Origin of the sequence: Gulosibacter sediminis (assembly GCF_023370115.1) — a bacterium.
Lineage (GTDB): Bacteria > Actinomycetota > Actinomycetes > Actinomycetales > Microbacteriaceae > Gulosibacter > Gulosibacter sediminis_A.
The window spans coordinates 551,451-575,882 of record NZ_CP097160.1 but is presented as its reverse complement, the minus strand read 5'-3'; the positions used below and the strand labels follow the sequence as shown (position 1 = coordinate 575,882).

Annotated in this window: 23 protein-coding genes; 5 read left to right on the top strand and 18 right to left on the bottom strand. The window is 68.3% G+C overall.

Annotation, left to right across the window (positions count from 1 at the left end; genetic code table 11):
- The first annotated feature begins 61 nt into the window (after positions 1-61).
- Entirely contained in the window at positions 62-781 is a 720-nt protein-coding gene (locus M3M28_RS02525) for a FadR/GntR family transcriptional regulator (protein WP_249387283.1), read from the top strand.
- A 4-nt stretch (positions 782-785) separates the two neighbouring features.
- On the opposite strand, the gene M3M28_RS02520 is transcribed toward M3M28_RS02525, so the two are convergent.
- Genes M3M28_RS02520 through smc form a run of 3 tightly spaced genes read right to left on the bottom strand, consistent with a single transcriptional unit; the run spans position 786 to position 5,193 of the window.
- On the bottom strand, positions 786-1,097 hold the full coding sequence (locus tag M3M28_RS02520) for a hypothetical protein (RefSeq protein ID WP_249387282.1): 312 nt from the start codon (positions 1,095-1,097) through the stop codon (positions 786-788).
- A 33-nt stretch (positions 1,098-1,130) separates the two neighbouring features.
- Positions 1,131-1,622, bottom strand: a complete 492-nt coding sequence (locus M3M28_RS02515) for a GyrI-like domain-containing protein (RefSeq protein ID WP_249387281.1) — start codon at positions 1,620-1,622, stop codon at positions 1,131-1,133.
- Positions 1,623-1,656: 34 nt separating this feature from the next.
- Complete coding sequence (smc, locus tag M3M28_RS02510) at positions 1,657-5,193, bottom strand: chromosome segregation protein SMC (protein ID WP_249387280.1); 3,537 nt, start codon at positions 5,191-5,193, stop codon at positions 1,657-1,659.
- Positions 5,194-5,271: 78 nt separating this feature from the next.
- Here smc and M3M28_RS02505 point away from each other — a divergent pair, with 78 nt between their 5' ends.
- Entirely contained in the window at positions 5,272-5,451 is a 180-nt protein-coding gene (locus tag M3M28_RS02505; RefSeq protein WP_249387279.1) for a hypothetical protein, read from the top strand.
- Positions 5,452-5,501: 50 nt separating this feature from the next.
- Entirely contained in the window at positions 5,502-6,071 is a 570-nt protein-coding gene (locus tag M3M28_RS02500) for an amidohydrolase family protein (RefSeq protein WP_349305348.1), read from the top strand.
- Between the two features lie 141 nt (positions 6,072-6,212).
- Here the strand turns inward: M3M28_RS02500 and M3M28_RS02495 are convergent, their stop codons facing one another.
- From M3M28_RS02495 to M3M28_RS02430, 14 genes are all read right to left on the bottom strand, one after another.
- A complete protein-coding gene (locus M3M28_RS02495) occupies positions 6,213-8,900 on the bottom strand; it encodes an excinuclease ABC subunit UvrA (RefSeq protein ID WP_349305338.1) in 2,688 nt (895 codons plus the stop codon).
- A gap of 105 nt (positions 8,901-9,005) precedes the next feature.
- A complete protein-coding gene (locus M3M28_RS02490; protein ID WP_249387277.1) occupies positions 9,006-9,326 on the bottom strand; it encodes a DsbA family protein in 321 nt (106 codons plus the stop codon).
- 184 nt (positions 9,327-9,510) lie between these two features.
- Complete coding sequence (locus M3M28_RS02485; RefSeq protein ID WP_249387276.1) at positions 9,511-10,101, bottom strand: HNH endonuclease; 591 nt, start codon at positions 10,099-10,101, stop codon at positions 9,511-9,513.
- Positions 10,016-10,903, bottom strand: coding sequence for an adenine-specific methyltransferase EcoRI family protein (locus tag M3M28_RS02480; protein WP_249387969.1), 888 nt, complete (start codon positions 10,901-10,903; stop codon positions 10,016-10,018). Before M3M28_RS02480 ends, M3M28_RS02485 begins: the two co-directional genes overlap by 86 nt.
- Positions 10,904-11,436: 533 nt before the next feature.
- Complete coding sequence (gene mutM, locus M3M28_RS02475) at positions 11,437-12,303, bottom strand: bifunctional DNA-formamidopyrimidine glycosylase/DNA-(apurinic or apyrimidinic site) lyase (protein WP_249387275.1); 867 nt, start codon at positions 12,301-12,303, stop codon at positions 11,437-11,439.
- A gap of 10 nt (positions 12,304-12,313) precedes the next feature.
- Positions 12,314-13,054 carry a ribonuclease III gene (gene rnc / locus M3M28_RS02470; RefSeq protein WP_249387274.1) on the bottom strand — a complete coding sequence of 247 codons (741 nt, stop codon included), beginning with the start codon at positions 13,052-13,054 and terminating at the stop codon, positions 12,314-12,316.
- Positions 13,055-13,077: 23 nt separating this feature from the next.
- Positions 13,078-13,281 carry a 50S ribosomal protein L32 gene (rpmF, locus tag M3M28_RS02465; RefSeq protein WP_019619328.1) on the bottom strand — a complete coding sequence of 68 codons (204 nt, stop codon included), beginning with the start codon at positions 13,279-13,281 and terminating at the stop codon, positions 13,078-13,080.
- A gap of 198 nt (positions 13,282-13,479) precedes the next feature.
- Complete coding sequence (locus M3M28_RS02460; RefSeq protein WP_249387273.1) at positions 13,480-14,040, bottom strand: YceD family protein; 561 nt, start codon at positions 14,038-14,040, stop codon at positions 13,480-13,482.
- Positions 14,041-14,063: 23 nt separating this feature from the next.
- On the bottom strand, positions 14,064-14,567 hold the full coding sequence (gene coaD, locus M3M28_RS02455) for a pantetheine-phosphate adenylyltransferase (protein WP_249387272.1): 504 nt from the start codon (positions 14,565-14,567) through the stop codon (positions 14,064-14,066).
- Positions 14,568-14,630: 63 nt separating this feature from the next.
- A complete protein-coding gene (locus M3M28_RS02450) occupies positions 14,631-15,344 on the bottom strand; it encodes a copper resistance CopC family protein (protein WP_249387271.1) in 714 nt (237 codons plus the stop codon).
- A 34-nt stretch (positions 15,345-15,378) separates the two neighbouring features.
- The gene (locus tag M3M28_RS02445; RefSeq protein ID WP_249387968.1) at positions 15,379-17,526 is read right to left on the bottom strand and encodes an ATP-dependent DNA helicase RecG; all 2,148 of its coding nucleotides are present in this window, start codon (positions 17,524-17,526) and stop codon (positions 15,379-15,381) included.
- 8 nt (positions 17,527-17,534) lie between these two features.
- Complete coding sequence (locus M3M28_RS02440) at positions 17,535-19,976, bottom strand: transglutaminase family protein (RefSeq protein ID WP_249387270.1); 2,442 nt, start codon at positions 19,974-19,976, stop codon at positions 17,535-17,537.
- Entirely contained in the window at positions 19,973-21,235 is a 1,263-nt protein-coding gene (locus M3M28_RS02435; protein WP_249387269.1) for a DUF58 domain-containing protein, read from the bottom strand. The genes M3M28_RS02440 and M3M28_RS02435 overlap by 4 nt, the downstream gene beginning before the upstream one ends.
- A 6-nt stretch (positions 21,236-21,241) precedes the next feature.
- A complete protein-coding gene (locus M3M28_RS02430; protein WP_249387268.1) occupies positions 21,242-22,210 on the bottom strand; it encodes an AAA family ATPase in 969 nt (322 codons plus the stop codon).
- Positions 22,211-22,281: 71 nt separating this feature from the next.
- On the opposite strand from M3M28_RS02430, the gene rsmD reads away from it, so the two are divergent.
- A complete protein-coding gene (rsmD, locus tag M3M28_RS02425; RefSeq protein WP_249387267.1) occupies positions 22,282-22,845 on the top strand; it encodes a 16S rRNA (guanine(966)-N(2))-methyltransferase RsmD in 564 nt (187 codons plus the stop codon).
- Here rsmD and M3M28_RS02420 read toward each other — a convergent pair.
- Positions 22,821-23,849: a thiamine-phosphate kinase gene (locus M3M28_RS02420; RefSeq protein WP_249387266.1), complete on the bottom strand. Its 1,029-nt coding sequence runs from the start codon at positions 23,847-23,849 to the stop codon at positions 22,821-22,823. The genes rsmD and M3M28_RS02420 overlap by 25 nt on opposite strands.
- A 58-nt stretch (positions 23,850-23,907) precedes the next feature.
- Here M3M28_RS02420 and M3M28_RS02415 point away from each other — a divergent pair, with 58 nt between their 5' ends.
- On the top strand, positions 23,908-24,396 hold the full coding sequence (locus tag M3M28_RS02415; protein ID WP_249387265.1) for a DUF3515 domain-containing protein: 489 nt from the start codon (positions 23,908-23,910) through the stop codon (positions 24,394-24,396).
- Positions 24,397-24,432: the final 36 nt, after the last annotated feature.

The window sequence follows — 24,432 nt, the reverse complement described above, 5'->3', positions numbered from 1 at the left end:
CAATTGCGCCCTCGCCCACGCCTTCGCCGCCGCGCTTAGCCGGCATCGCTACGCTGAGGCCATGCCCCGTTCAACCCCCGATTCGCCCGAGCCGGCGCCCGCCGTCGCGAGCCTGCGCCCGGTGAGCGCGCTCGAGTCGGTGCGCGCGCGCATCCTCGTCGCCCTGCGGCTCGGCACGCTGCGGCCGGGCGACCGCATCCGCTCGGCGCACGTCGTCGCCGCGGGGCTCGACGCGAGCGAGATCACCACCCGGCGCGCGCTCGAATCGCTCGTCGCCGACGGCACGCTCGTGCGCCGACGCGGCGCGGGCGGCGGCACCTTCGTCGCCGGCGAGCCAACGATCCCGGCGGATGCGGCGGTCGAGGCCCTCTTCGCCGCCGGCTCAACCGCGCGCGAGCTCGTCGACAGCCGCGTGCTCATGGAGTCGGCGCTCGCCAGCTTCGCGGCACAGGCGGCCGACGACGCGGCGATCGCGAGCATCCGCGACGCCGTCGACCTGGGCGAGGCCGCCACCGACTGGGCCGAGTTCCACGCCGCCGACCGCGCGTTCCATCACGCAGTGGCCCGAGCATCCGGCGTCGATCGCCTCGACACCTACTTCGCGGCGCTCGAGTCGCTCTACGCCTACTTCATCCCCTACCCGATCGAGCACCTGCACGCGTCGAACGACGCGCACCGGCGCATCCTCGAGGCCATCGTCGCGGGCGACCGCGCGCTCGCGGCCGACGAGGCCCGGGCGCACGTCGCCGCGCTCTACGACGAGATGTTCTTTGCGCTCTAGGCGCCTAGATGTCGTCCTCGCCGGGCATGCCGCCCTCGTCTTCCCAGTTCTCGACGCGGGCCGAGCTCGTCACACCGAACTTGCGGCGCACGCCGTAGCCGCCGTGCTCGTCATCAGGGAAGAACTCGACGCCGTAGTGCTCGAGGGCGCGGCGCAGGGCGAGGTTCTCGTCGGCGGTGATCGACACCTCGCTGAGCTCGAATTGGCGAAGCTGTTCGACGGTGAAGCCGGTCGCCGAGGCGACGGTTTCGCGGGACACCTGGGCGAGGGCTCGGCCGGCCCGGGCGAGGTCAGGGGGTAGCTGCTGCGTGCTCATGGGTGCTCCTTCTCGTGCGGGTGGTTCGGTGGGTCAGTCTATGACGGCGACGAGCTCGGTGCGCAGCGCCTGCGGGTCCGCGCCCGGGCCCGGGGTGGCGTGGTACGACTCCCAGTAGGGCTTGCGAGGCGCGCGGCCCGCCGCGGTGAGCTCGCCGAGGAAGCCCTGCCAGACGTCGGCGAGCTCGGAGTACGGGCCGACGTGGATCGCCCGCGCGAGCTCGCCGCCAGGTAGCTCGCCCGGCACGATCGTCAGGCCGTTGAATTCGAGGGGCGAGTCGAGCTGCGCGAGCAGCGGCATGCCCGCCTCGACGGTGACGTTGCCGACGAGCTCGGTGTCGTAGCGGCTGAACGCGAAGCCATCGGGCGCGATCGCCGCCGCGTCGACGGCGGCCCGCAGCACGGTGAAGGCGTCGTCAAGAAAGGCGATCATCTGCTCGACGGGCACGCCCTCGCCGCGCACCACGGCCGTGTGCTGCGGCTTGCGATGAACGAACTCGGGGGTCAGCTTAGGGACGTCAGACATGGCGACTCCTTTGTCGAGAACATGTCGTCTCATCCTACGTCTCGGCGAGTTCGCGAACCCGCTGACCGACCACGGTCGAGATGCCGTCGCGGTGCATCGAGACGCCGTAGAGCGCGTCGGCGATCTCCATCGTGCGCTTCTGGTGCGTGATGACGATGAGCTGGCTCGACTCGCGTAGGCTCTCGAACACCTCGAGCAGGCGGCCGAGGTTCGCGTCGTCGAGGGCGGCCTCGACCTCATCCATGATGTAGAACGGGCTCGGCCGGGCCTTGAAGATCGCGACAAGCAGGGCGACCGCCGCGAGCGAGCGCTCGCCGCCCGAAAGCAGCGAGAGCTTGTCGATCTTCTTACCCGCGGGCTTCACCGCGACCTCGATGCCGGTCGTGAGCAGGTCGTCGGGGTTCGTGAGCGAGATGTCGCCGCTGCCGCCCGGGAACAGCACGGGGAACACCTCGTGGAACGCCGCGCGGGTGTCGTCGAACGCGGCCGCGAACACCTCGCGCATGCGCACGTCGATATCGTCGACGATCTTGAGCAGGTCGGTGCGGGTGCGCACGAGGTCTTCGAGCTGCTCGCCGAGGTAGGTGTGGCGCTGCTCGAGCGCCGCGAACTCCTCGAGGGCGAGCGGGTTGATGCGCCCGAGCTGCGACATCTCGCGCTCGGCACGCGCGAGCCGCTGCTTCTGGCGCTCGCGATCGTAGGGCTCCTCGCCCTCGTCGTCCGTCGGCACCGGCTGGTCGGGGCCGTACTCGGCCACGAGCACCGCTTCGGCGAGGGAGAGCTCGCTCGCGGCGCGCTCGAGCAGGTTCGACAACTGCAGCTTGCGCTCGTAGATCTGCAGCTCGAGCGCGTGCACGTCCTCGGTGATCTGGTTGAGCCGTGCCCGCAGCTTCGCCTCCTGCTCGCGCAGTTCGACAAGCTCGCGGTCTTGCTCGGCGCGCTCGCGCTCGCGCTCGACGAGCTCGGCTCGGGCCTGCTCGAGCGAGGCGTCGACCTGGCGCTCGAGGGCCGGGATGCGCGCGTGCACCGCCGCCGTGCGCTCGAGTTCGGCGCGCCGCAGCACCGTCTCGCGCGCCGCCTTCTCGGCGGCCTCGCGCTCGGCGTCGCGCTGCTTCACGAGCTCGGCGGCGCGCAGCTGCTCGCTCCGCAGGCGCTCGCGAAGCGTCTCGAGGCTGAGGCGCGCCTCGACCTCGGCTTCGCGGGCGGCCTCGACCGCATCCGCGAGCTCTTGCCGCTTCGAGGCGTCGAACACGGGGCGCGGCTGCGACTCGTGGGTCTCGAGCTCGCGCTTCGCGGCCTCGACCTTCGCGACCGCCTCGTCGACGTTCTGGCTCGCGAGCTGGTGCGACTTCTCGGCGCGGGCGAGTTCGGCGGTCGCCGACTCGACGCGCGCCTTGGCCCGGTTGAGCGCCTCGCGGCGGGCGGCGAGTTCGGCGTCGAAGCCGCGCAGTTTCGCGAGGGCCGCGGCGGCGACGTCCTTCGCCGACTTCAGGGTCGCGCGGTGCTCGGCGAGCGTGAGCGAAGCGGTGTCGATCGCCTGCTGCACGCGCTCGAGGCTCGCGGCCGCTCGGTCGCGCTCGGCGACGAGTTCGAGGCGGCTCGCGCCCGAATCGGCGTCGCCGCCGGGGGCGATGAGCGTCGCGGCGTCGATCGCGGCGCCCGCGCGGCTCACGAGTCGGGTGCCGGCGGGCAACTCTTTGAGCAGGCGCGCCGCGGTGTCGGCGTCGGGCAGCTCGTTGACGATGAGGGTGCGGGTGAGCAGCCGCGCGATCGTCGCGTCGCCCGAGACGGATGCGGTGGCCGGCCGCAGCTCGACGCCCACCTCGGCCCCGAGCCGCGTCGCGAGTTCGGCGAGATCCTGCTCGGCCGGCGACTCGGCGAGCTCGGCGACGAGGTGAACGCTGCCGAACTCCTTCGCGGCGGCCGCGAGGTCGAGGGCGGCGCCGCCGGTGTCGGCGACGATCGCGTCGGCGAACGCCCCGAGCGCGGCGGTGATCGCGCGCTCGTCGCCGGGCTCGACGCGCAGCAGATCGCTGACGCGGCCGCGCACGCCGTCGGGCGTGCTCGCAAGGAGTGCCTGGGCACCGTCGTTCACCTCGGCCGCGAGCGCGAGGGCCTTGCGGCGGGCGTCGAGCGCATCCCGTTCGCGTTCGAGGCCGTGGAGCTCGTCGCGGAGTTCCTCGACGGCCGCCTGCGCCGTCGTGACCTGCTCCTGCGCGTGCGCGTAGTCGGCGTCGAGCCCGCTCGAGTCGGCCTCGCCGGCCTCCGCCTGCGATTCGACCTCGGTGAGTTCGCGGTTCGCCGCGGTGAGCCGGTCGGCCGCCGCTCGGCGCGAGTTTTCGCCGCGGAGCACCTCGCCGCGCACGGCCGCGAGCCGGCCGGCCGCCGCATCCGCCTTGCCTTGGAGTTCGGTCGTACGCAGCTCATGCTGCGAGAGCAGCGCTGCCTGGGCCGCGAGCTCGCGGTCGAGCGCGTCGAGATCGGCGCGCGCCCGCGCAGTTGCCTGCTGGGCCGCGTGCCAGGCCGACTCGGCCTCGGCGGCGCGCTCCTCAAGCGACTCGGCCTCGGCGCGCGCCTCGGCGACGCTCTGCTGCGAGATCGACACCGTGAGCGCGGGCTCGTCGAGGCGGGCCTGGAGCATCGACTCGCGCTGGCCGACGAGCATGAGGAAGTTGCGGAGGCGCTCGCGCACGCTCTCGAGGTCGAAGGCGACGCGGCGGGCCTGGTCGACGGCGTCGCCGCGCTGCGCCTCCTGGAGGTTCTGGATTCGCAGCACCGCGCGGTCAAGCTGCTCTTTGAGCACCATGCGCTCGGTCGTGCGCTCCTGCTCGGTGCTGCCGGCGTCGCGCAGCTGCTCGCGCAGGGTGACGGCGTCGTCGGCCATGATGCGGGCCTTCGCGTCGCGCACGACGGCGGCGATGCCCTGGGCGCGGCGGGCGACCTCGGCCTGCTTGCCGAGCGGTTTGAGCTGGCGGCGCACCTCGGCGACGAGGTCGCGCAGGCGCTGGAGGTTCTGCTCCATGCCCTCGAGCTTGCGCACTGTCTTTTCCTTGCGGCGGCGGTGCTTGAGCACGCCTGCCGCCTCTTCGATGAAGCCGCGGCGGTCTTCGGGAGTCGCGCGCAGCACGGTGTCGAGTCGACCCTGGCCGACGATGACGTGCATCTCTCGGCCGAGACCCGAGTCACTGAGCAGCTCCTGCACGTCAAGCAGGCGCACGCCCTCGCCGTTGATCGCGTACTCGCTGCCGCCGGTGCGGAAGAGGGTGCGCTGGATCGTCACCTCGCTGTACTCGATCGGCAGCGCCCCGTCGGCGTTGTCGATCGTCAGCGTCACCTCGGCGCGGCCGAGCGGGCCGCGAGTGGCGGTGCCTGCGAAGATGACGTCCTCCATCTTGCCGCCGCGCAGCGACTTCGCGCCCTGTTCGCCCATCACCCAGGCGAGCGCGTCGACGACGTTCGACTTGCCCGAGCCGTTCGGCCCGACGACACAGGTGACGCCGGGTTCGAATTCGAGGGTGGTGGGCTTCGCGAACGACTTGAAGCCCTTGAGGGTGAGGCGCTTCAGGTGCATGCGGCGGCTTTCGATCGGGGCGTGGTTGCCCTTAGTTTAGGTGGCAGCAGGCCGCCAGATGCGCTTAGGCTCGGGGGTATGCGCAATTCTCGTCGACTGTTTGCGGCCTCTGCCGCCCTCGTCGGCATCGTGCTGCTCTCGGGCTGCGTCTTCACGCCCTTCTTCTCGGAGATCTTTTACGAGGGCCCGACCTCGACCCCGGACTACACCGACCCCGTCGACTTCGGCTTCACCGAGTCCCCCACCCCCACTCCCTAAGTGAGGGGGAGGTTGAGTGGTCGTTTCAGGCGTTCGACCAGGGGTATCTCATCGACGCGCTCGCCGCCCTCGGCCCCACCTACGTCGGCGTCACCCAGATCCCAAGCGACACGAGCGACGAGCGCATCCGAGACCTCAACGCGGCCGGCGTGCGCGCCGTGCGCTTGAACGTCGCGCGCGGAGGCTCGGCTGACCTCGATGAACTCGAGCTGCTCGCCCGCCGCGTGTACGACCTTGCCGGCTGGCACGCCGAGTTCTATATCGACGCCCGCACGATCGACGACGAGCTCTCGCGCCGCATCGCCTCGCTGCCAGCGGCGAGTATCGACCACCTCGGCATGCACGGGGACGGCCTTGCGAACCTCCTGCGCCTCGTCGAGCAGGGCGTCAAAGTGAAGGCGACCGGCTTCGGCCGGGTCGAGCTCGACCCGGCCGCGACGATCAAGGCAATCATGTCGGTCGACCCGACCGCCCTCATGGTCGGCACCGATCTGCCCTCGACCCGCGCGCGCCGCCCATTCGAGAACGGCGACTTCAACACGGTCGCGGACGCACTCTCACCCGAGCAGCTCGACGCCGTGTTTTGGGGCAACGCGGCGCTGTTCTATCTGGACCGCTGATCGCTTGACGCACTGATTGCTGCGAGCCAGACGCGATGCGCGCCATCAATCTGTGGGCGGTGAACGACGCCGCGTTGACACCTGAGTGTCGCGAGCTGTGATCATACGCTCAGCTGCCTCAGGAAGCGACTGCTTCCACCCCTACACGGCAGCAGCCTCTTCGAGCGCAGTTGCCAGATACGGTGCCGACGCGCTCTTGGATGATGTCGCCACCTCTGCTGGAGTGCCGGTCGCGACGACTTGTCCACCGTTGTCCCCAGCACCGGGCCCGAGATCGATGACGTGATCGGCCTGTGCGATGACTCGCATGTCGAGCTCGACCATGACCACGGTATTCCCCGCGTCGACGAGCGTTTGTAAGTGCGTAAGGAGTTGGTCCGCGTCGGCGCAGTGCAATCCGGAAGTCGGTTCATCGAGCACGTAGAGCGTGTCGCCGCTTTGGGCGCGCTGCAGTTCGCTGGCAAGCTTGACTCGCTGGGCCTCACCACCGGACAGCTCAGTTGCGGGTTGCCCCAGACGCAGGTAGCCGAGTCCAACGTCGACCAGCGCGGTGAGTGAGCGCATGATGTCAAACTCTCCCTCGAAGAATTCGTGCGCCTCCGCGACGCTCATTGCGAGGATCTCCGCGATATTGCGTCCGTGCCAGAGGATCTCGAGTGTGCTCGACTGGTAGCGGGTGCCGTGACAGTCAGGGCACTCTGTGTAAACGGAGGGGAGGAAGAGCAGCTCGACCATGACCGATCCCTCTCCCTCACAAGTCGGGCACCGGCCACCAGCGACGTTGAATGAGAATCTTCCGGGCTTGTAGCCGCGTGCACGAGCTTCCGGGGTCTCGGCGAATCGACGTCGCACGTGGTCGAACAGACCTGTGTACGTTGCGACGTTCGACCGAGGTGTTCGTCCGATCGGCTTCTGATCGATGCTTACTACTCGGCGGATTTCACTGAGGTCTCCCGAGACAGAACCCTTGAGCTCTTCAGGCTCATCAGCAAGCAGCAATTCATCGCCGTCGAGCACTGGCTCGTCAGTCTTGATGGGGCGTCCGAGATGCTCGCTGACCAAAGTGGGGACAACTTGGCTCACGAGGCTGGATTTGCCCGACCCCGACACACCTGTGACTGCGGTGAATGCGTGTAACGGGATCTCGACTGAGATGTTCCGCAGATTGTTGCGTCCGATATTCTCAAAACGCAACCATCCTTGTGGCTTCCTTGGCTGATGAGGAGGGAGCCCGCTGCCGCCGAAGAGATAACCTCGAGTGACGGATTCCTCGACTTCGGCCAGACCTTCGGTCGGTCCGCTATAGATGACACGACCTCCACGTTCACCTGCGGCCGGCCCGATGTCGACAAGCCAATCCGCGTGGCGCATCACGTCGACGGAGTGCTCGACGATGAAGAGACTGTTGCCACTTTCCTTGAGCCCGTCGAGGATGTCCAACAGTGCACTGACATCTTGCGGGTGGAGCCCGGCAGAGGGTTCGTCCAGCACGTACACGACGCCGAAGAGTTCGGAAGTGAGCTGGGTTGCCAAACGCAGCCGCTGAAGTTCGCCACCTGAGAGCGTCGGCGTCGTGCGATCCAAGGACAGGTAGCCCAGACCGAGATCAATGATCGGACGAATGCGATCGATGAGTCCAGACCCTAAGCGGACGGTTGCCGCAAGTTTTTCGACCGATTGGTTTGGAGTTCGGCGGACATCAGGGGCCGTGGAATGGGCCGACCCTCCGGCTGCCACGCGCTGTTCATCCGCTTCGCGACGCAGGGCCTCGTCGAGGGCCTCACCCGATGAGGAAACCTCATCACGGGCATCAGGAGTTGCGTCTGCGGCCTCAGCGACTGCGGCTTGGATCAACGACATGAGCTCACGCAAGGGCATCTGTGAAAAGTCGGCGATGTCGAGCCCCTCGAATGTCACCGAAAGCGCCTCAGGCTTCAACCGTTTGCCATGGCATGCGGGGCACGGGGCCACTGTGAGGAACTCCGAGACACGGCGTTTCATCGAGCTGCTCTTCGTGTTCGCGAATGTGTCAAGGACATAGCGTCGCACCCCTACGAAGGTTCCCGAGTAGGTGGGCTCGACGCCCGCGGCTATGGCTTCACGTGCTTCAGCAAGGGTGAGTCGTGAGTGAACCGGCACGTAGGGCGTTTCGTCCGTGTACAGGATCCAGTCGCGGTCCTTCTTGGCGAGGTCTTTCCACGGAATGTCGACGTCGTAGCCAAGCGCAACGAGGACGTCCCTCAGCTGGTGACCGTGCCAGGCCGTGGGATATGCGGCGATTGCGCGTTCCCGGATAGTCAGTGTCGGATCGGGGACCATCTTTTCCTCCGGCACGTCATAGACGCGTCCGATCCCGTGGCATTCCGGGCATGCGCCCTGGACCGTGTTGGTCGAGAAGTCCTCCGCATAGAGCATCGGCTGCCCATCTGGATACTGACCCGCGCGGGAATACAGCATGCGGACCAAGCTGGAGAGCGTCGTGATGCTTCCGACCGATGACCGGGTGCTGCTCCCGCCGCGTTGTTGTTGCAGCGCCACCGCGGGCGGCATTCCGGTAATGGAATCGACGTCGGGGACTCCCGCCTGGTCGATGAGTCGCCTCGCATACGGTGCCACCGACTCTAAGTAGCGTCGCTGAGACTCCGCATATAGGGTGCCGAACGCCAGCGAGGACTTACCTGAGCCAGAGACACCGGTGAAGACCACCATGGCGTCACGCGGTACCGACAAGTCGATGTCTTTGAGGTTGTGCTCGCGAGCGCCTCGCACTCGAACGTCCGGTTGGATTAAGGCGGAGTTTTCACGAGTCGGCGTGGAGGGCCTGTTCATGAGCCAACGCTATCAACGAGTAGGTTCTGCAACCTGGCCAATCAACAGCAGTGCCGAACGACCGGCAGGTCACGACAGATTCTCCGCGCTCCGACGCCGACGCTCTCAACCCTTTCCGCTGGATGTCTCCCGGGTTCGTGTGCCGCGCCGGCTCGATTCGAGCGCCGCAGTTAACGTCCGGGCGTCATAGTCGCCCAATAGGCGGCGGCCCTCGATGAAGAAGGTTGGGGTGGCGTGTGCACAATATTCGCACTCAAAGTCGACATACTCGACCAGCGTCAGATTGGCGTCCTCCGGTCCGCGGATGTGATCAACTTCGGGATCGACCGGAGGGTCGAGCACCATGGGCAGATTTGCTGTCTCCTCGCCCCACCACTTCGCGGCAATCCTGAAAATCGACCAGCCCAGGGCGACGGCGAGCACCATTGACACCAGTACTCCAAGAGTCGCCTGTCGCCCTAAATCAGTTGTCGAGCCGCAGCTTCCGCCAGAACTTTGCCGCTTCGAACTGCCCTTGAGCCGAATAGACAGCACTCTCATGAATGCGGGAGGCCTCTTGCTCCAAGGCTGCACGCTGCGCCTGTTCGTCGCCGGGCTGCACGGCTATCGGTTACCCTTCGACCGGTTGTGCGGCACACAGAGCATCTCGCAGTTTTTCAGGTCGGTCGGCCCCGCCGTTGGACCAAGCCGTGACGTGATCTGCGTCCATTTCTTCGAGGCTGTAGATCCGCTTCGCATCGTTGTTGGTGCCGGCGGCACACATGGGGCAGTTGGAGGTGTCGGCCGCTTCTGCCGCGGCGGTCTGCTTGCCGTAGGCGGCGAGTTTGGTCTTCTCGTCGAAGACGCGGACCTCGAGCAGCTTCGTGTCGCTACTGCCACCGAGCAGGTACTCGTAGATGCCGGTCTTCTTCTTCACATCGGTGTCCGCCATAAGCTTGGCGACTGCGGCCTCAAGAGCGACGGGGTCGAAGTTCGTGCTCTTGTGCTGGTTGTACAGCGGACCCCACTTGACCGACTTCATCTGAGAGCGCGTCTTGGGAAAAATCGTCTGCACCCAGTCGATCACACCCTTGAAGTAGAGCCAGAGTTCGTTGGCATTGGTGTCGAACTGATGATCACGCATGTACTCGTCGACTTTGCCGTCGTTGAGCCATTCGATCGCTGTCTCGAGGTAGTCCTGGCGGATCGGTGAGCCGGTCATGTAGTCGAAACTGGTCGGGGTTGTACTTGCCCAGGAAAGTAATCGGCACGCCCATCGCTCCTAGGTAATCCATGGGGATGTCGACGACCTTGGAGACCTCGATCGCGTCGTAGTTGGCGTAGGCAGGGTACTGCTCGGGGTCGTAGCTCCGGTAGAGGACGATCTCCTCGTGCCGCTTGGAGTGGTCGAGGTTGGTGAACCACGCCGAATTCCCAATTGTCTGCCAGCGCTGGCCGTTTTCGTCGGTCTTCTGGCCCGACTTCACAGGGAAGTCGTCGTTGATGCGGAACCACATCTGGCCGGTGCCGGTGCGTGTGACGCCGAGCCACATGCGATCTTGTTTTACGTACGGCCAGATGTCCTTGTACTTCAGCGCATTCATGTTGCCGATGATGATGAACTTCTTGTCGTATTCCATCAGCTGGGACACATATTCGCGGAATAGGGAGAATGGCGGGTTGGTGACGACGATGTCGGCCTGTTCGAGGAGTGCGATGCTCTCAGCGGAGCGGAAATCGCCGTCGCCGGCGAACTCTTTGACCTCGATCTCCTCGTGTTCGGGGACGAGGTTCCCGTCTTTGTCGCCGGTGTATTCGAGGTAGACAGCACGCTCGGTGTCGCCCGTGGAGAAGAGATCGACATCCTGGCTCTTGTAGCAGGCGGCGATGAGCTTCTTGAGCCCGAGCTTCTCGAAGTTGTAGCTGAAGTAAGGGAAGAACTGAGACTCACGCGGGTCGTCGCAGTTCAGGTACACCGTCTTACCCTTGAAATGCTGCTTGTAGTGCCGCAGCTCTTTCTCGATGTCTGAGAGCTGTGTGTAGAACTCATCTGCCTTCGCGCCCTTGGCGGCACCAAGGCTCTTCTACTTCGACGCCATTTCCTATCCCCCGATCACCACGGTTCTGCACCGCCCGACTAGGAGTGACTCATATGACGGCATCCTATCGGCGACCCACGACATGGGCGCTGGAGCGCTCCGAGAAGGAGGAACTCGCCTGCAGCGATGCCCCTGCGCGGCCTCCACGACGAGGGCCCGGCGCGGAAGCTGAAGGCGGTGACGTGCTGAGGCTGGTCTGCGGGTGCAGTAGTGAGTGGCTCTATCCGCCAGGAACACTTCCGCTCTGTTCCACCGGAGGGGCGGCTTGGTTCCTCCGGGAAGGGCCCGCAGGTTACCCGCAGTGCGGACCCGACACGCCCGCGATGCACACAATCGGAGATCCCATCCGAAGTGATCTTTGTGAGTACTAGGAGACCATATCGAGTACCTATCGATACTCTCGCGAAATTACACTTGATCAGGGAACAACTGCCTCCAAGAGCCGCATCGGCTTGTGACTACGAAGAGCGCTTGCGCTGACACTGAGGACAGAAAAACGAGGATCGGTTCATAAATTTCACCCGGCGGATGGGTGACCCACATCGTGCACATGCCTGGTCGGTACGACCATAGGCATTTAAAGAGTGCGCAAAATAGCCCGATTCACCGTTGACGTTCACGTACAGCGCGTCGAACGAGGTGCCACCCTCGGCCAGCGCATCCTGAAACACCTGCACGACGTGGCCGAGCAACTCGCGCAGCTTCGCTGGCGAGATCGAACGACCAGGCCGGCCCCAGTAGAGCCGCGCGCGCCAGAGCGCCTCGTCGGCGTAGATGTTGCCAACACCTGACACGAGCTGCTGATCGAGAATGAGCGTCTTGATGTTGCGGCCGGATGCGCGCATGCGCGCCACGACCGCATCCACGTCGAACGCCGGGTCAAGCGGGTCGCGGGCGATGTGGCCAACCTGCGAGGGCAGCAACTCACCGTCGTCGGCGGGCAGCAGTCGGTCGACCGCGAGCGAGCCGAACAACCGCTGGTCGCTGAAGCGCAGCTCCAGCGCTCCCCCGCCGCGCTCGATGCGCATCCGCACGCGCAACTGACGCTCATCGACCGAGCCAATCGGCCGCACGAGCAGCTGGCCGCTCATACCCAGATGCGCCATGAGCGCGAAGCCGGCGCCGAACGGAATCCAGAGAAACTTGCCGCGCCGCTGCGGCTCGCCGAGCACGGCGCCCTCAATGCGGTCGACAAAGTCGAGCGCATCGCCGGTGTGCCGCTTCAGCGCGCGCTCGTCGCGCACCTCCACCGAGCGCACCGTGGCGCCGAACACCGCGGGCTGCAGCCCACGACGCACGACCTCAACTTCGGGAAGCTCCGGCACCCTCGACCGCCTAGGCCTGCGGCCGCTCGGTGCCGCTCAGCTCGTACCAGGCCTCGAGCGCCGCGGCCATCTCGGCCTGCTTTTTGCTCGGGCCCACGCCGGTGGCCGAGACGAGCTGCTGCCGACCGCGCTGCACCGTGACGGTCGCCTCGTAGCTGCGGTCATGGTCGGGGCCGGTACCCTCGACCACGTACTCCGGGTTGTCAGCCTTGTTCGCGGTGACCACCTCTTGCAGCGCCGTCTTCGGGTCCATTGCCGCACCGAGCCGGTCGACCTGGTCGAGATATGGGTCGAGCAGCCGCACAACGAAGGCCTCGGCCTCGAGGTAGCCGAGCGAGAGATACGCGGCGCCGATGAGCGCCTCGACGGCGTCGGCGAGGATCGAGTCCTTGTCCCACCCGCCGGTCAGGTGCTCCGAGCGCCCGAGGCGGAGGTACTCACCGATACCTTCGCGCCGGCCGATCTCGGCAAGCGTCACCGTCGACACGAGCGCGTGGTGGCGGGGGGAGAGCTCGCCCTCGCTGAGATCGGGATGCACGCGGTAGAGCAGCTGGGCGACCGACATGCCGAGCACCGAGTCGCCGAGGAACTCGAGTCGCTCGTTATCGGGCGCGCCATTGTGTTCGTATCCCCACGACGAATGCGTCAGCGCGAGATCGAGCAGTTCGGGAACGAAGTCGACCCCGAGTGCCTGTGCCAGCGGAGCTGGGTCGGCGACCTCGGGGTCGTGCTTCTTACGTTTGCGAGCCAATTGCCTGCCTGAGACGATCAGGCTTAGGCGTCAGCGACCTTGCGGCCCTTGTACTCGTAGTGCAGCGGGGTGCCCGCGGCGTCCTCAACGAGCTTCGCGCGGTGCGGGAGGCTGTAGGTGACCTTGCCGTTTTCGACGGTCTTGACGAGTGCGGGGGCCTGAGCCTTCCACTGCGAGCGGCGCGAACGGGTGTTGCTGCGGCTCATCTTGCGCTTGGGGAGTGCCATGCGTGCTTTCCTTCTAAGTTGCGATGTCTACACACCACCTGCAGCGAATCACAATGCGCTGCGGGGTGAAGCGGTGTTGGGAGTGCGCTGCGGCAATCTTGCCGGCGCTGAGTGCCTGCATCCGATGCGGCAACTAAACCCAACTGGATACTTTACGCGAGAACTGTCGCTCACGCGACCCCCGCGCCGTCGAATGGCCTACTTGTTCGACTCGGTCGAGTCGTTCGACTCGTCGCTGTCGGCCGCTGCCTCGCCCGACTGAAGCAGCTGCTCGAGCTGCGCCCAGCGCGGGTCGACGGCGTCTTCGACCTCCGGCAGCGGCTCGGTGAGCTTCTCGCCGGTCTGCGGGTCGAGCCCGAGGCAATCGGGCTCGCAGAGCGGCTGGAACGGCAGGTCGAGCACGACCGCGTCGCGGATCGGCCCCTCAAGGTTGATCACGTCGCCGTCGAGTGCATACTCGAGCGACTCGTCGGCCTGATAGCCGAACATCTCGGCGACGTGGCCCGACCACGCCTCTTCGAGCGGCTTCAGGCACCGGCTGCAATTGCCGGTGAGGGTGCCGCGCACATCGGCGCTCGCGAGGATGCCGTCGACAAGCGTCTCGAGCCGAAGATCAACCTCGAGCTGGGCGCCCTTGTCGAAGTAGAGCATGCCCTCGCCGATGCGTTCGGGCACCGTGACGTCAAGCTCAAGCTCGCGCATGCTGCCGGGCTTGTGCATGATCGTCGCGACATTGACTTCGTACGGGGATGCTGCCATGCCCGTAAGTCTACGGCTGCGAGCTAGTTCTTGATCGAGGTGTCCATATGCCCTTGGAGAAATTCGCGCACGACCGCGGGCACATACGGGGTGACGTCGCCGCCGAGCGAGGCGACCTGGCGCACGAGCGAGCTCGACACGTGCGCGTGCTCGGGGCTCGGCGACATGAACATGGTCTCGAGCTTGCCGAGGTGGCGGTTGACGATGGCCATCGGCAGCTCGTACGTGACGTCGTTCGCGCCGCGCACGCCCTTGACGATGACGTTCGCCCCGACATCGGTGCAGTAGTCGACGAGCAGCCCCATGCTCCACGAACGAACGACGATGTTCGTGGGCGCGCCGGCGTCGACGAGCGCCGACTCGATGAGGTCGACTCGGCGAGCGATGGGGATCATCGCCTGCTTGTCAGGGTTGTGAACGACCACCACGTGAACTTCTTCGAACACGTTGGCGGTGCGGATGATGACGTCGAGGTGTCCGAGTGTGACGGGGTCGAACGAGCCGGGCAGTACGGCGATTTTGGACATATTGAGGATCCTAGACCTTGCGGTAACGCTGACTACGAGATTGTCGCGGATGCGTACGACAGATTACGCGTCGGCGTCGGGCGATTTGTGCGCGTCAGACGAAGCCTCGCCCGCAGCGGGCGTCTGGCCGCCCGGCATGTTGCCCCGGCGCATCCGCATGACGATGAGCACCGCGGCGCCACCGATGACGAGCACGCCGACGAAGCTCATGATGCCGACGAGCCAGGGGCTCGTGCCCGAGTCGCTGCTCGCGCTGACGTCGACGTCAGCGGGGTCGGCGGGCTGGTTCTGGAACTGACCCGCGTCGGCAGTCGAGGCGCCACCGCCGAGGGTCGAGCCGACACCGAAGCCGATGGTGCCCGAGATGGGGTGGCCGTCTTCAGAGACGACGCGCCAGTTGAGCGAGTACTCGCCGTTCTCAAGCTCGGGCAGCGGCTGCGTGATCGAGGTGCCCGAGATCGTGTAGGTGTCGGGCAGCTCCACCGTGGCGCCGGAGGCGTCTTGCAGCGCAAACTCGGTGCCGACCTCCTGCACACTGCCCGAGAACTCGAGCACGGCCTCGGTCGGTGCACTGTCGAGCGAGTCGCCGTCGGCCGGGGTCGAGCTCACGAGCTCGTCGTGGGCAGAGGCGGCCGTCGCGGCACCCCACACTGCGGCCGCGAGCGCAAGCACGAGGGCGGCAAGCACGACGAGCACGCGGCGTGCGGCGTCGCTTGCGCTCGCCTGCCGGGCGATGGCAATCGGGCGGGGGCGGGTGTCGGGGCGCTGTTCAGTCACCCCACTATTTCAACATGAACGCCGTGGCGAACGCTTAGCCCATCTCCAGATGCGCGACGGTCGACCCGCCAAGCCGCTCGATGGCGGCCCGCAGCTCGGGGAAATCGGTGAGGTCTGGGTCGCTCTCGAGGAGTTGGGTGGCCACCTCACGCGCCGCATCAATGATGTCGATGTCCTGCGTCACCCGCAGCACCTTCAGCGACGAGCGGCTGCCCGACTGCGCGGCGCCGAGCACGTCGCCCTCACGCCGCAGCTCGAGGTCTTGTTCGGCGAGCTCGAAGCCGTCGAGCGTCGCCGCGACGGCCTCGACGCGCGTGTGCGCGAGCGACGCGGGCGGCGCCGAGGTGACGAGCAGACAAACACCGGGCCACTGGCCGCGACCGACGCGGCCGCGCAGCTGGTGCAGCTGCGACATGCCGAAGCGGTCGGCGTCGAGCACGACCATCACCGAGGCGTTCGGCACGTCGACGCCCACCTCGATCACGGTTGTCGACACGACGATGTCGATCTCGCCCGCCGCGAACTGCACCATGACGCGGTCCTTGTCGTCGGCGTGCATGCGCCCGTGGAGCGATTCGATGCGTCGGCCCGCGAACTCGGGCAGCTGCCGCAGCTGCGTCGTCACCTCGAGCACGTTCGCGATCGGTCGCGCGTCGTCGTCCTCGGCGGGCTGCGTGCCCTCTTCCTCGCCCGGCTCGATCGCGGCGCAGACGATGAACGCCTGCCGCCCCCGCTCGAGCTCCTCGGCGGTGCGCTGCCAGACGCGGGCGATCCACTGCGGATGCTCGGAGAGGCCGACCATGAACGACTCGATGCCCGCGCGCCCCGACGGCAGCGTGCGCAGCGTCGACACTTCGAGGTCGCCGAAGACGGTCATGGCGACGGTGCGTGGAATCGGCGTTGCCGTGAGCACGAGCTGGTGGGGCGGGTGAAGGCCGCGGCGGCGCAGGCGCTCGCGCTGCTCAACGCCGAAGCGGTGCTGCTCGTCGATCACGAGCAGCCCGAGATCCTCGAATTCGACGCCCTCGGTGAGCAGGGCGTGCGTGCCGACGACGATCTTCGCGTCGCCCGTGACCATGCGCAGCAGCGCCCGCTGCCGCTCCCCCTTGCTCAGCGAGCCCGTGAGCAGGGTCGGCATGAGCTCTCCGGCGAGCTCGGGGCCGAGCGACCGCGTGATCGAGCGCAGGTGCTGCGTCGCGAGCACCTCGGTGGGCGCCAGCAGCACCGATTGGCCGCCCGTTTCGGCGACCTGCAGCATCGCCCGTACCGCGACGAGCGTCTTGCCCGAGCCAACCTCGCCCTGCAGCAGCCGGTACATCGGCGTTGTGGTCGCGAGCTCGGCCTCGAACTGCTTGCCCACCTCGGCCTGGTCCGCCGTGAGTTCGAACGGCAGGGCGGCGTCGAAGCGCTCGCGCAGGCCTCCGAGATGAAGAGGTCGGGCGAGGGCCCCGACCAGCGTCGCGCGCGCCCGCTTCTGCGCGAGCGCCGCCTGCAGTTCGAACGCCTCGGTGAACTTGAGCGCCTCGCGCGCGGCGTCGAGATCGGTGTCGATCTTCGCGAGGTGGAAGGCGCGGATCGCCTCGTCGAAGCTCAACTCGCCCCGATCGGCGCGAACGACGCCGGGCACGGGGTCGGGCAGCTCGGGCAGCTTCGGCAGCGTCGACTGCATGAGCCGCGCGAACCGCCAACTCTGGTAGCTCGCGGTCGCGGGATAGATCGGGATGGGTCGGCTCGCCCAGTCGTCGGCCGCACTCGCCGCGTCTTGGGCGTCGCCAAACAGCTGGTACTCGGGGTGCGAGAGCTGCGGCGTGCCGTTGTAGAACGTCACCTTTCCCGAGAACAGGCCCGTCGTGCCGACATGCAGCTGCCCCTCTCGGTAGTGCTGGTTGAACCAGAGCATGTCGATGCTGCCGTGCCCGTCGGTGATCGTGACGGTGAGGATGCTGCCGTTGCGGTTCTGCATGCGCCGCAGATTCACCTTCGTCACCTGCGCGACGAGCGTGACGTATTCATCCCGCTCGAGGTTGGCGATGCGGGTGAGTTCGCCCCGGCGGGCGTGGCGCCGCGGCAGGTGCCCAACGAAGTCGCCAACCGTCTCCATCTCGAAGGCCTTCTTGAGCGCCTTCGCTTCCTTCGCCTCCACGATTGACGTCAGCGGTGCCATCAGCGGTGACGTCGGCATCGCGACCATTACGACTCCTTTCGACGCTGCTTCGCGGCCCGCGACCGGCGGCGGCGCAGCAGCCAGCCGCGCAGGCCGGTGGGCAGCGCCGACAGGGGCACGGTGCGGGCCGCGCGGCGCGCATCCTTGCCGGCCCGCTCGTGCAGGGCAGCGCGGATCGTCGCGACGTCGTCCCACGCCGCGACCCGGTAGTCGGGGCGCTCGGGGTCGGCGAAGTGCGCGGCGTTGTGGGCGTCGGTGAGGCGGCTGGCCGCCGCGAGCGCCGCATCGTGGCCGCGCAGCTCGCGCGCGAGTCGCGAGCGCTGCGCCCCCGTCGTGGCCGAGCGCGAAATCTCGATGCCGTAGTCGCGCGCCGTGTCGAGCACTTCTTGCCACGCGGCCTCGCTCACCGCGATCGCGGTCGAGCCCTCGGCGCGTACCTGGCGGCGTCGTGTGGCCGTGCGCTGCTGTCGCAGCAGCTTCGGCAGCAGGAGCAGCAACGCGATGAGTGCGAGCGGCACGAGCACGGCGAGCGCGATGCCGATCCAGCGGAACACCGCCTCGATGTCGAGCCCGCCGGCGTCGCGCTCACTGTCGTTGCTGCTGCCGCCGCCGCCGTTGTCGTCGGTCGCGTCGGGCGTCGCCTCGGCGTCGGTCGGCGTTGGGGTGGGTGTGGGTGCCTCGGTCGTCGGCGTCGGCACCTCGGTCGGGGCCGCCGTCTGCTCGGGCGTCTCTTGGTCGAGCGTCGGCTGGTTGAGGCCGTCCGACGGCGTGGTCTCGAACGGCACCCAGCCATAGCCGGGCAGCCAGAACTCGGCCCACGCGTGGAGGTCGTCGGTCGTGACGACGTAGACCGACTGGCCGATGGCGTTGACGCTCTCTTCGGTGCCCGGCGTGAAGCCGACCTGGATGCGCGTGGGGATGCCGAGCAGGCGACCCATGACCGCCATCGCGCTCGAGAAGTGCACGCAGTAGCCGCTGCGCACCTGCAGGAACTCGGTGATGACGTCGAGGCTCGTGCCGTCGTAGTCGTTCTCGACCGGTGCCTGCTCGGAGTAGTCGAAGGCGCCGCCCGTGAACCAGGCCTGCAGCTGCAGCGCCTGCTGGTACGGGGTCGCGTTCGCGTCGACGACCTGCTCGAGCTGCGCGCGGATCTCGTCGAGCGCCGCGCTGTCGTCGGGCAGCTCGGTGTAGGGCTCGAGCTGCGACGCAACGTTGAGCGGCGCGGTCGAGATCTGCTCCTCGGTGGGCCGCGGCACGGTGCTGTTGCCCTGGTAGCTCTGCGCGAGCGGCTCGTCGTTCGCCTCGCGCAGGTCGCCCGTCTCTTCGTCGCGCAGGTAGTCGCCCTCGAGGTCGCTGATCTCATTGAGGGTGCCGATGTGCGGCAGGTAGGCGCTCACGCCCTGCTCGAGCACGATGTTCGAATTCACCTGCAGCACGTTCGCGCCCGAGGCGAGGGCGCCGTCGGCAGGCTGTTCGCCGTTCGTCACGTCGCTCGTCTGGTCAAACTCTCCGGGCACCCATTCGGTGTCGCTGCTGAGCTGCGTCAGCGTCGTTAGCGAGAGGTACGGCAGCTGCCCCTGCGACTGCGAGGTCGCGTAGCGGAGGATATCGACGGGGTCGTCGCGCCGCAGGTCGTCGCCGAGGTCGATGATCGGGTTGACGCGGTTCGTCGCGAGCGAGGCGTTGCCGTTGAAGATCCCCCACCAGGCGCCGCTGGTCGGCGGCAGCAGCACGGCGATGAGGGCGGCGACCGCGATGGCCGCGACCCCACCGACCAGTGCACTGACGATGCCACCGCTGCCACGACCATCCGCCGTGAAGCCAACCGCGGCGCGGGCTTCGTCGTCGCCCTGCTGCAGCCAACGGTGGCCGACGTAGAAGAAGAGCACGAGCGCGAGCAGCGTGAGCGCCCAGAAGTACCAGGCCGCCGGCTCGACGCCGACCGTCACGGGCACGATGATGAGCGGCAGCAGCGTGATCGGGGCGAAGGCCGGGGCGCGCAGGGACTGCGCGATGATATCGGCGAGCGCCGCGAGGGCGACCGCGACGGTGCCGATCATCAGCGTGACCGGCTGGCTCTCGCGGATCGGCGGCGTATCGCTCGCGACCTGCTCGGAGAACTCGCGGAAGCGTTGGAACGGGGCCGAGAGGATGCTCAGCGGGTCGCTCGGGGTCGAGAGCACGACGATCGTGAGCACGACGAGCAGGAACGCGACGACCGCGCTCACCCACATTTGGCCGGTGAACTGGCGGGCGGCCTGCACCGCGACGAGCGAGACCACGACGGCCACCGCAACGGGCAGGTACCAGCCGAAGCCGTTCACGATCGGCGCGACGAGCGTCAGGGCCGCGAGCATGAGCAGCACGAGCCCGGTCGTGACGAACCACGAGCCGCGCTGCGTCGCTGCGGCCGCGCGCTCGCGCATCGCCGAGTTGCGGCGGGGGTTCAGGGTTGACTGCACACTCATGCGGCGGCTCCCAGCACTCGCACGCTCTGCCAGGGGTCGCGGGCGCCCGCCTGCATGAGCGCGACGCGCCAGCCGGCGCGCAGGAACTCGGCGACGCCCTCGGGTCGCTCGCCGGGGCCGTTCACGAGAATGGCGATGGCTGGCTCGCCGACCTCGCAGAGCGGCACGGCGGCCGTGTCGTTCACCTTGCCGACGTAGATGAGGGGCCCGCTGCCGACCCGGGCGATGACGTCGGCGAGCGCCTCGACCTCGGCCGGGGTACCGGCGGGCGCGGGCTGGATAAGCATGAGCCGGCGCATGAGCGGATGCAGCGCGTCGCTCGCCGCGGTCTGCAGCCGGTCGAGTTCGACGCCCTCGGCGTCGGGGGCGGGATGCGTGGCCGACGTCTCGGTGTCGAAGCCAAGCTCGTGCAGGCGCACGACCACCGACGCCGCGACCGACACGGCGAGGTCAAAGGAGTCGTCGAACCATTCGTCTTTCGACGGCGCCGTGCCGAGCACGACCATGCCGACGGCCTCGGAGTGGTGTTCCTCCTGCCGCACGCGCAGCTCGCCAGCACGGGCGCTCGCCTTCCAGTGCACGCGCCGCAGCGGGTCGCCGCGGCGGTACTCGCGCGTGATCACGTCGTCGGCCTCACCGCCGCGGCCGAGGGTGACCTCGACCTCCTCGCCGCTACGCAGAACCGGCACGTCGAACTGCGACACGTCGTGAACGTGCGGCCAGACCTCGATCTCCTGCACGTCACCGACGCGCACGACCCGGCGCGTCAGGCCGAGTCCGTCGGTGTTCTCAAGCAGCAGCGGGCCAACCTGGCGAATGCCGCGGCGCATCCGGTCGAGGCCGTACGCGATGCGGCGCCGGCGGCGCCCCTCGCGCGGATGCAGTCGGCTCGCGATCGCCGGCAGCACGCCACCGACGTGGGCGCGGTCGGCACCCGTGACGACGTCGAGGTATGAACCCGGCTCGACCCCGAAGATCGATTGATTCTGCACCTCGGCGACGACGCGCAGGCGGTCGCCCGCGGCAACCGTGGTCGGGTAGACCGTGCGTTCGACCTCGAGTCGGGGCCGCACGATGAACCGCGCGAGGAGCATGAGCACCGGCAGCACCGCGAGCGCGATGCCCGACCAGCGCATCGGCGGCACGTCGAGCAGATCGCCGAGCACGGCGATCACGACGCCGGCGCCAAGGAGCCACCACGCCCGCGCGGTGGGGCGCAGCGGGGTCGCGCGGATGCCGGAGTTCTCGAGAACCGACACCGGTGGCTACGCTCCGGTCGGCGCGGGGATGTGGTCGACGATCTCGGCGAGGACGCGCTCGGCCTCGGCGTAGGAGGACGCCTGGCGCCCGCGGGCGCCGAGCACGAGTCGGTGGCCGAAGACGGGGCCGACGAGCGCGCGCACGTCATCGGGAATCACGTAGCCGCGGCCGGCGACCGCCGCGGCGGCCTTCGCGGCGCGCAGCAGGTGCAGCGAGGCGCGCGGGCTCACGCCGACGCGCACCGCCTGGTGCTCGCGAGTGGCGCGCGACAGCTCGACGACGTAGGCCTTGATGCTCGGGGCGACGTAGATTTCCTGCACCTGCGCGATCATCTCGCGCATCTGCGCCGCGGTGACCTGCGGCGCGAGCTGCGTGAGCGGGTCGCTGCGGTCGCGCGACTCGAGCATCGAGAGCTCGGCCGAGCGGTCGGGGTAGCCCATCGAGATGCGGGCCATGAAGCGGTCTCGCTGCGCCTCGGGCAGCGGGTAGGTGCCCTCCATCTCGGAGGGGTTCTGCGTGGCGACGACGGTGAAGGGGTCGGGCAGGCGATGCGTCTCGCCGTCGACCGACACCTGGCGCTCTTCCATGCACTCGAGCAGCGCGGACTGCGTCTTTGGCGACGCCCGGTTGATCTCGTCGCCGATCACGATGTTCGCGAAGATCGGGCCGGGCTGGAACTCAAACTGCGAGGTGTGCTGGTCGTACACCGCGACGCCGGTGACGTCGCTCGGCAGCATGTCGGGCGTGAACTGAATGCGGCTCGCCTTCGAGTCCATCGCCCGCGCGAGGGTCTTCGCGAGCACGGTCTTGCCGACGCCCGGCACATCTTCCATCAAGAGGTGGCCTCCGGCGAGCAGCACGGTGACGGCGAGGCGTACCTGCTCGGACTTGCCGACGATGACGCTGCTCACGGCGTCGCGCAGATTGCTCGTGAGTTGGAACAGATGCGCGGCCGAATCTTGGTGCTGGCTCATGCGCGCTATCTTTCCACGACCCGGCGACAAATCCCGCATCGACCGGGCATCCTGGGGCCTAGGATCGGTGCGTGACCCGGATTATTGGTGGCCAGGCGGCCGCGGTGCGCCTCGAGGTGCCCCCGCGCGGCACCAGGCCGACGAGCGACAAGGTGCGCGAGGCGATGTTCTCGACGCTCGACTCGGCGTTCGAGCTCGACGGCGCCCGGGTGCTCGATCTCTATGCCGGCACCGGCGCGCTCGGGCTCGAGGCGCTCTCCCGCGGCGCCGAATCGGTCGTGCTCGTCGAGAAGTCCGAGCAGGCGTCGCGGCTGCTGCGCGCGAACGCGCGGGCTGTCTCCCGGCAGCTGCCCCGCGCATCCGCCTCGGTCGAGACCTCGGCCGTCGCCCGCTGGCTTGCGCGCGGCATCGGCGAGTTCGACCTCGTGTTCATCGACCCGCCGTATGACGTCGCCACCGCGACCGTGCACGCCGAGCTCGAGCTGCTGCTGCCCCTGCTCTCCCCCGACGCCCTCGTCGTCGTTGAACGGTCGAGCCGCAGCGACGCGATCGAGGCGCCCGAGGGGTATGCCCTGTGGCGGCAGAAGGACTACGGCGAGACGGTGCTGCGCTACTTCGAGCTCGCGTCGCGGTAGGGGTCCCAGCCCCGCGCCACCGCCGCCGGTCGGCCCCCGACCGTGACGCCGGACATGCCCTCGCGCACCGTGCCGATGCGCGTGAAGCCGTCGGGCAAGGCGACGCCCTCGGGGAACGTCGCGAGCATCGTGTGCTCCTCGCCGCCCGTGAGTTGCAGCTCGAGCGCGAGCTCCGCGCTCGCGAGCGGCTTGAGGCCGAGCAGCCGCGCGAGGTGCGAGGCGAGTCGGTCGCTCAGGTGCGCGAAGCGGGCCGGCTCGAGGTCGACGCGCACGCCCGAGGCCTTCGCCAGCCGGTCGGCGTCGAGCAACGGGCCGTCCGAGAGGTCCATCATGGCGGATGCGCCGGCCCGGGCCGCGTGGATGCCCGCCGAGAGCTCGGGCTCGGGCGCGAGCTGCGCAGTGATGAGCCGCTGCGCCTCGGCGTCGCGACTCTCGCGCAGCCCGGCAAAGAGCAGCTTCAGGCCGGCGGCGGCCTGACCGAGCGCGCCCGAGACGGCCAGCACATCCCCCGGCTTCGCGCCCGAGCGGAGCACCGGCGCCTGGCCGTCAAGCGACCCAAAGGCGGTGACGGCGATGAGTACCTGCGGCGCGGTCGCGAGGTCGCCGCCGGCGATACCGCAGCCGGGCGCGTGCCGGCGCAGGGCTTCGGCCATGCCCTCGGCGAGGCCCTCGACGAACGCGGCGGGCGTCGAGCCCGGCACCGCGAGCGCGACGACGAGCCCGGTGGGCCGGGCGCCCATCGCGGCGATGTCCGACAGGTTCGACACCATGGCCTTGTGGCCGAGCTGCTGCGGTGACGACCACTCGAGGCGAAAGTCGGGGCCCTCGATCATCGTGTCGCTCGTCACGACCACCTGGCCGTCGGGCGCGGCGAGAATCGCCGAATCGTCGCCCGGCCCAAGCGGCAGCTCGACGTCGGGCAGGCGGCGCAGGATGCGCGCGAGCAGCTCGCGCTCGCCAAGCTCGGCAACGGTCTCGGCCGCGGCAGCGATGGGTTCGGTCACCGCGCCACCATACCGCGCCGAGCGGCCCTCGGCCGCGGGCGGATAAGCTTGGGGCACAATGTCTCGCTTCTCGCTGCGCCCCCTTGCGGCGCTCACCATCGCCGGAATTGCCGTGTTGTTGTCAGGCTGCAGCGGCCCCTCGGTGGCGATGCAGCCCGCAGAGTCCGCCGCCGCGCCCGAGTGCGCCGACGTGACGGTGCGGCTGCCCGACACCGTCGACGGCCTCGAGAAGCGCGAGACGAACGCACAGGCCACCGGCGCCTGGGGCAATCCGGCATCGGTGCTGCTGCGCTGCGGTGTGCCCTCGCCCGGGCCGACGAGCGACCGCTGCATCTCGCTCAACGGCATCGACTGGATCGAAGACGCCTCCGAGGCGCCGACCTACCGCTACACGAGTTACGGCCGCACGCCGGCCGTCGAGGTCGCGATCGATTCGAGCACCGGTGTCTCGGGCACGAACGCCCTGATCGACCTGCAGGATGCGGTGGGCATGCTGCCGCAGACCGGCGAGTGCGTCGGCCCCGACGACCTGCTCAACACCCCGTAGCCGGGCCCACCCGCGGCGCGGACGAGCCCACGCTCG

What these genes read in the sequence shown, in the direction of transcription:
- coaD (WP_249387272.1), bottom strand. Translation starts at nt 14,567, where the DNA reads ATGTCCAAAATCGCCGTACTGCCCGGCTCGTTCGACCCCGTCACACTC.
- M3M28_RS02485 (WP_249387276.1), bottom strand. Translation starts at nt 10,101, where the DNA reads ATGACCGGCTCACCGATCCGCCAGGACTACCTCGAGACAGCGATCGAA.
- smc (WP_249387280.1), bottom strand. Translation starts at nt 5,193, where the DNA reads ATGCACCTGAAGCGCCTCACCCTCAAGGGCTTCAAGTCGTTCGCGAAG.
- rpmF (WP_019619328.1), bottom strand. Translation starts at nt 13,281, where the DNA reads ATGGCACTCCCCAAGCGCAAGATGAGCCGCAGCAACACCCGTTCGCGC.
- M3M28_RS02505 (WP_249387279.1), top strand. Translation starts at nt 5,272, where the DNA reads ATGCGCAATTCTCGTCGACTGTTTGCGGCCTCTGCCGCCCTCGTCGGC.
- M3M28_RS02520 (WP_249387282.1), bottom strand. Translation starts at nt 1,097, where the DNA reads ATGAGCACGCAGCAGCTACCCCCTGACCTCGCCCGGGCCGGCCGAGCC.
- M3M28_RS02415 (WP_249387265.1), top strand. Translation starts at nt 23,908, where the DNA reads ATGTCTCGCTTCTCGCTGCGCCCCCTTGCGGCGCTCACCATCGCCGGA.
- M3M28_RS02525 (WP_249387283.1), top strand. Translation starts at nt 62, where the DNA reads ATGCCCCGTTCAACCCCCGATTCGCCCGAGCCGGCGCCCGCCGTCGCG.
- M3M28_RS02490 (WP_249387277.1), bottom strand. Translation starts at nt 9,326, where the DNA reads ATGGTGCTCGCCGTCGCCCTGGGCTGGTCGATTTTCAGGATTGCCGCG.
- M3M28_RS02515 (WP_249387281.1), bottom strand. Translation starts at nt 1,622, where the DNA reads ATGTCTGACGTCCCTAAGCTGACCCCCGAGTTCGTTCATCGCAAGCCG.
- M3M28_RS02445 (WP_249387968.1), bottom strand. Translation starts at nt 17,526, where the DNA reads ATGCCGACGTCACCGCTGATGGCACCGCTGACGTCAATCGTGGAGGCG.
- M3M28_RS02440 (WP_249387270.1), bottom strand. Translation starts at nt 19,976, where the DNA reads ATGAGTGTGCAGTCAACCCTGAACCCCCGCCGCAACTCGGCGATGCGC.
- M3M28_RS02460 (WP_249387273.1), bottom strand. Translation starts at nt 14,040, where the DNA reads ATGGCAGCATCCCCGTACGAAGTCAATGTCGCGACGATCATGCACAAG.
- M3M28_RS02495 (WP_349305338.1), bottom strand. Translation starts at nt 8,900, where the DNA reads ATGAACAGGCCCTCCACGCCGACTCGTGAAAACTCCGCCTTAATCCAA.
- M3M28_RS02430 (WP_249387268.1), bottom strand. Translation starts at nt 22,210, where the DNA reads ATGAGCCAGCACCAAGATTCGGCCGCGCATCTGTTCCAACTCACGAGC.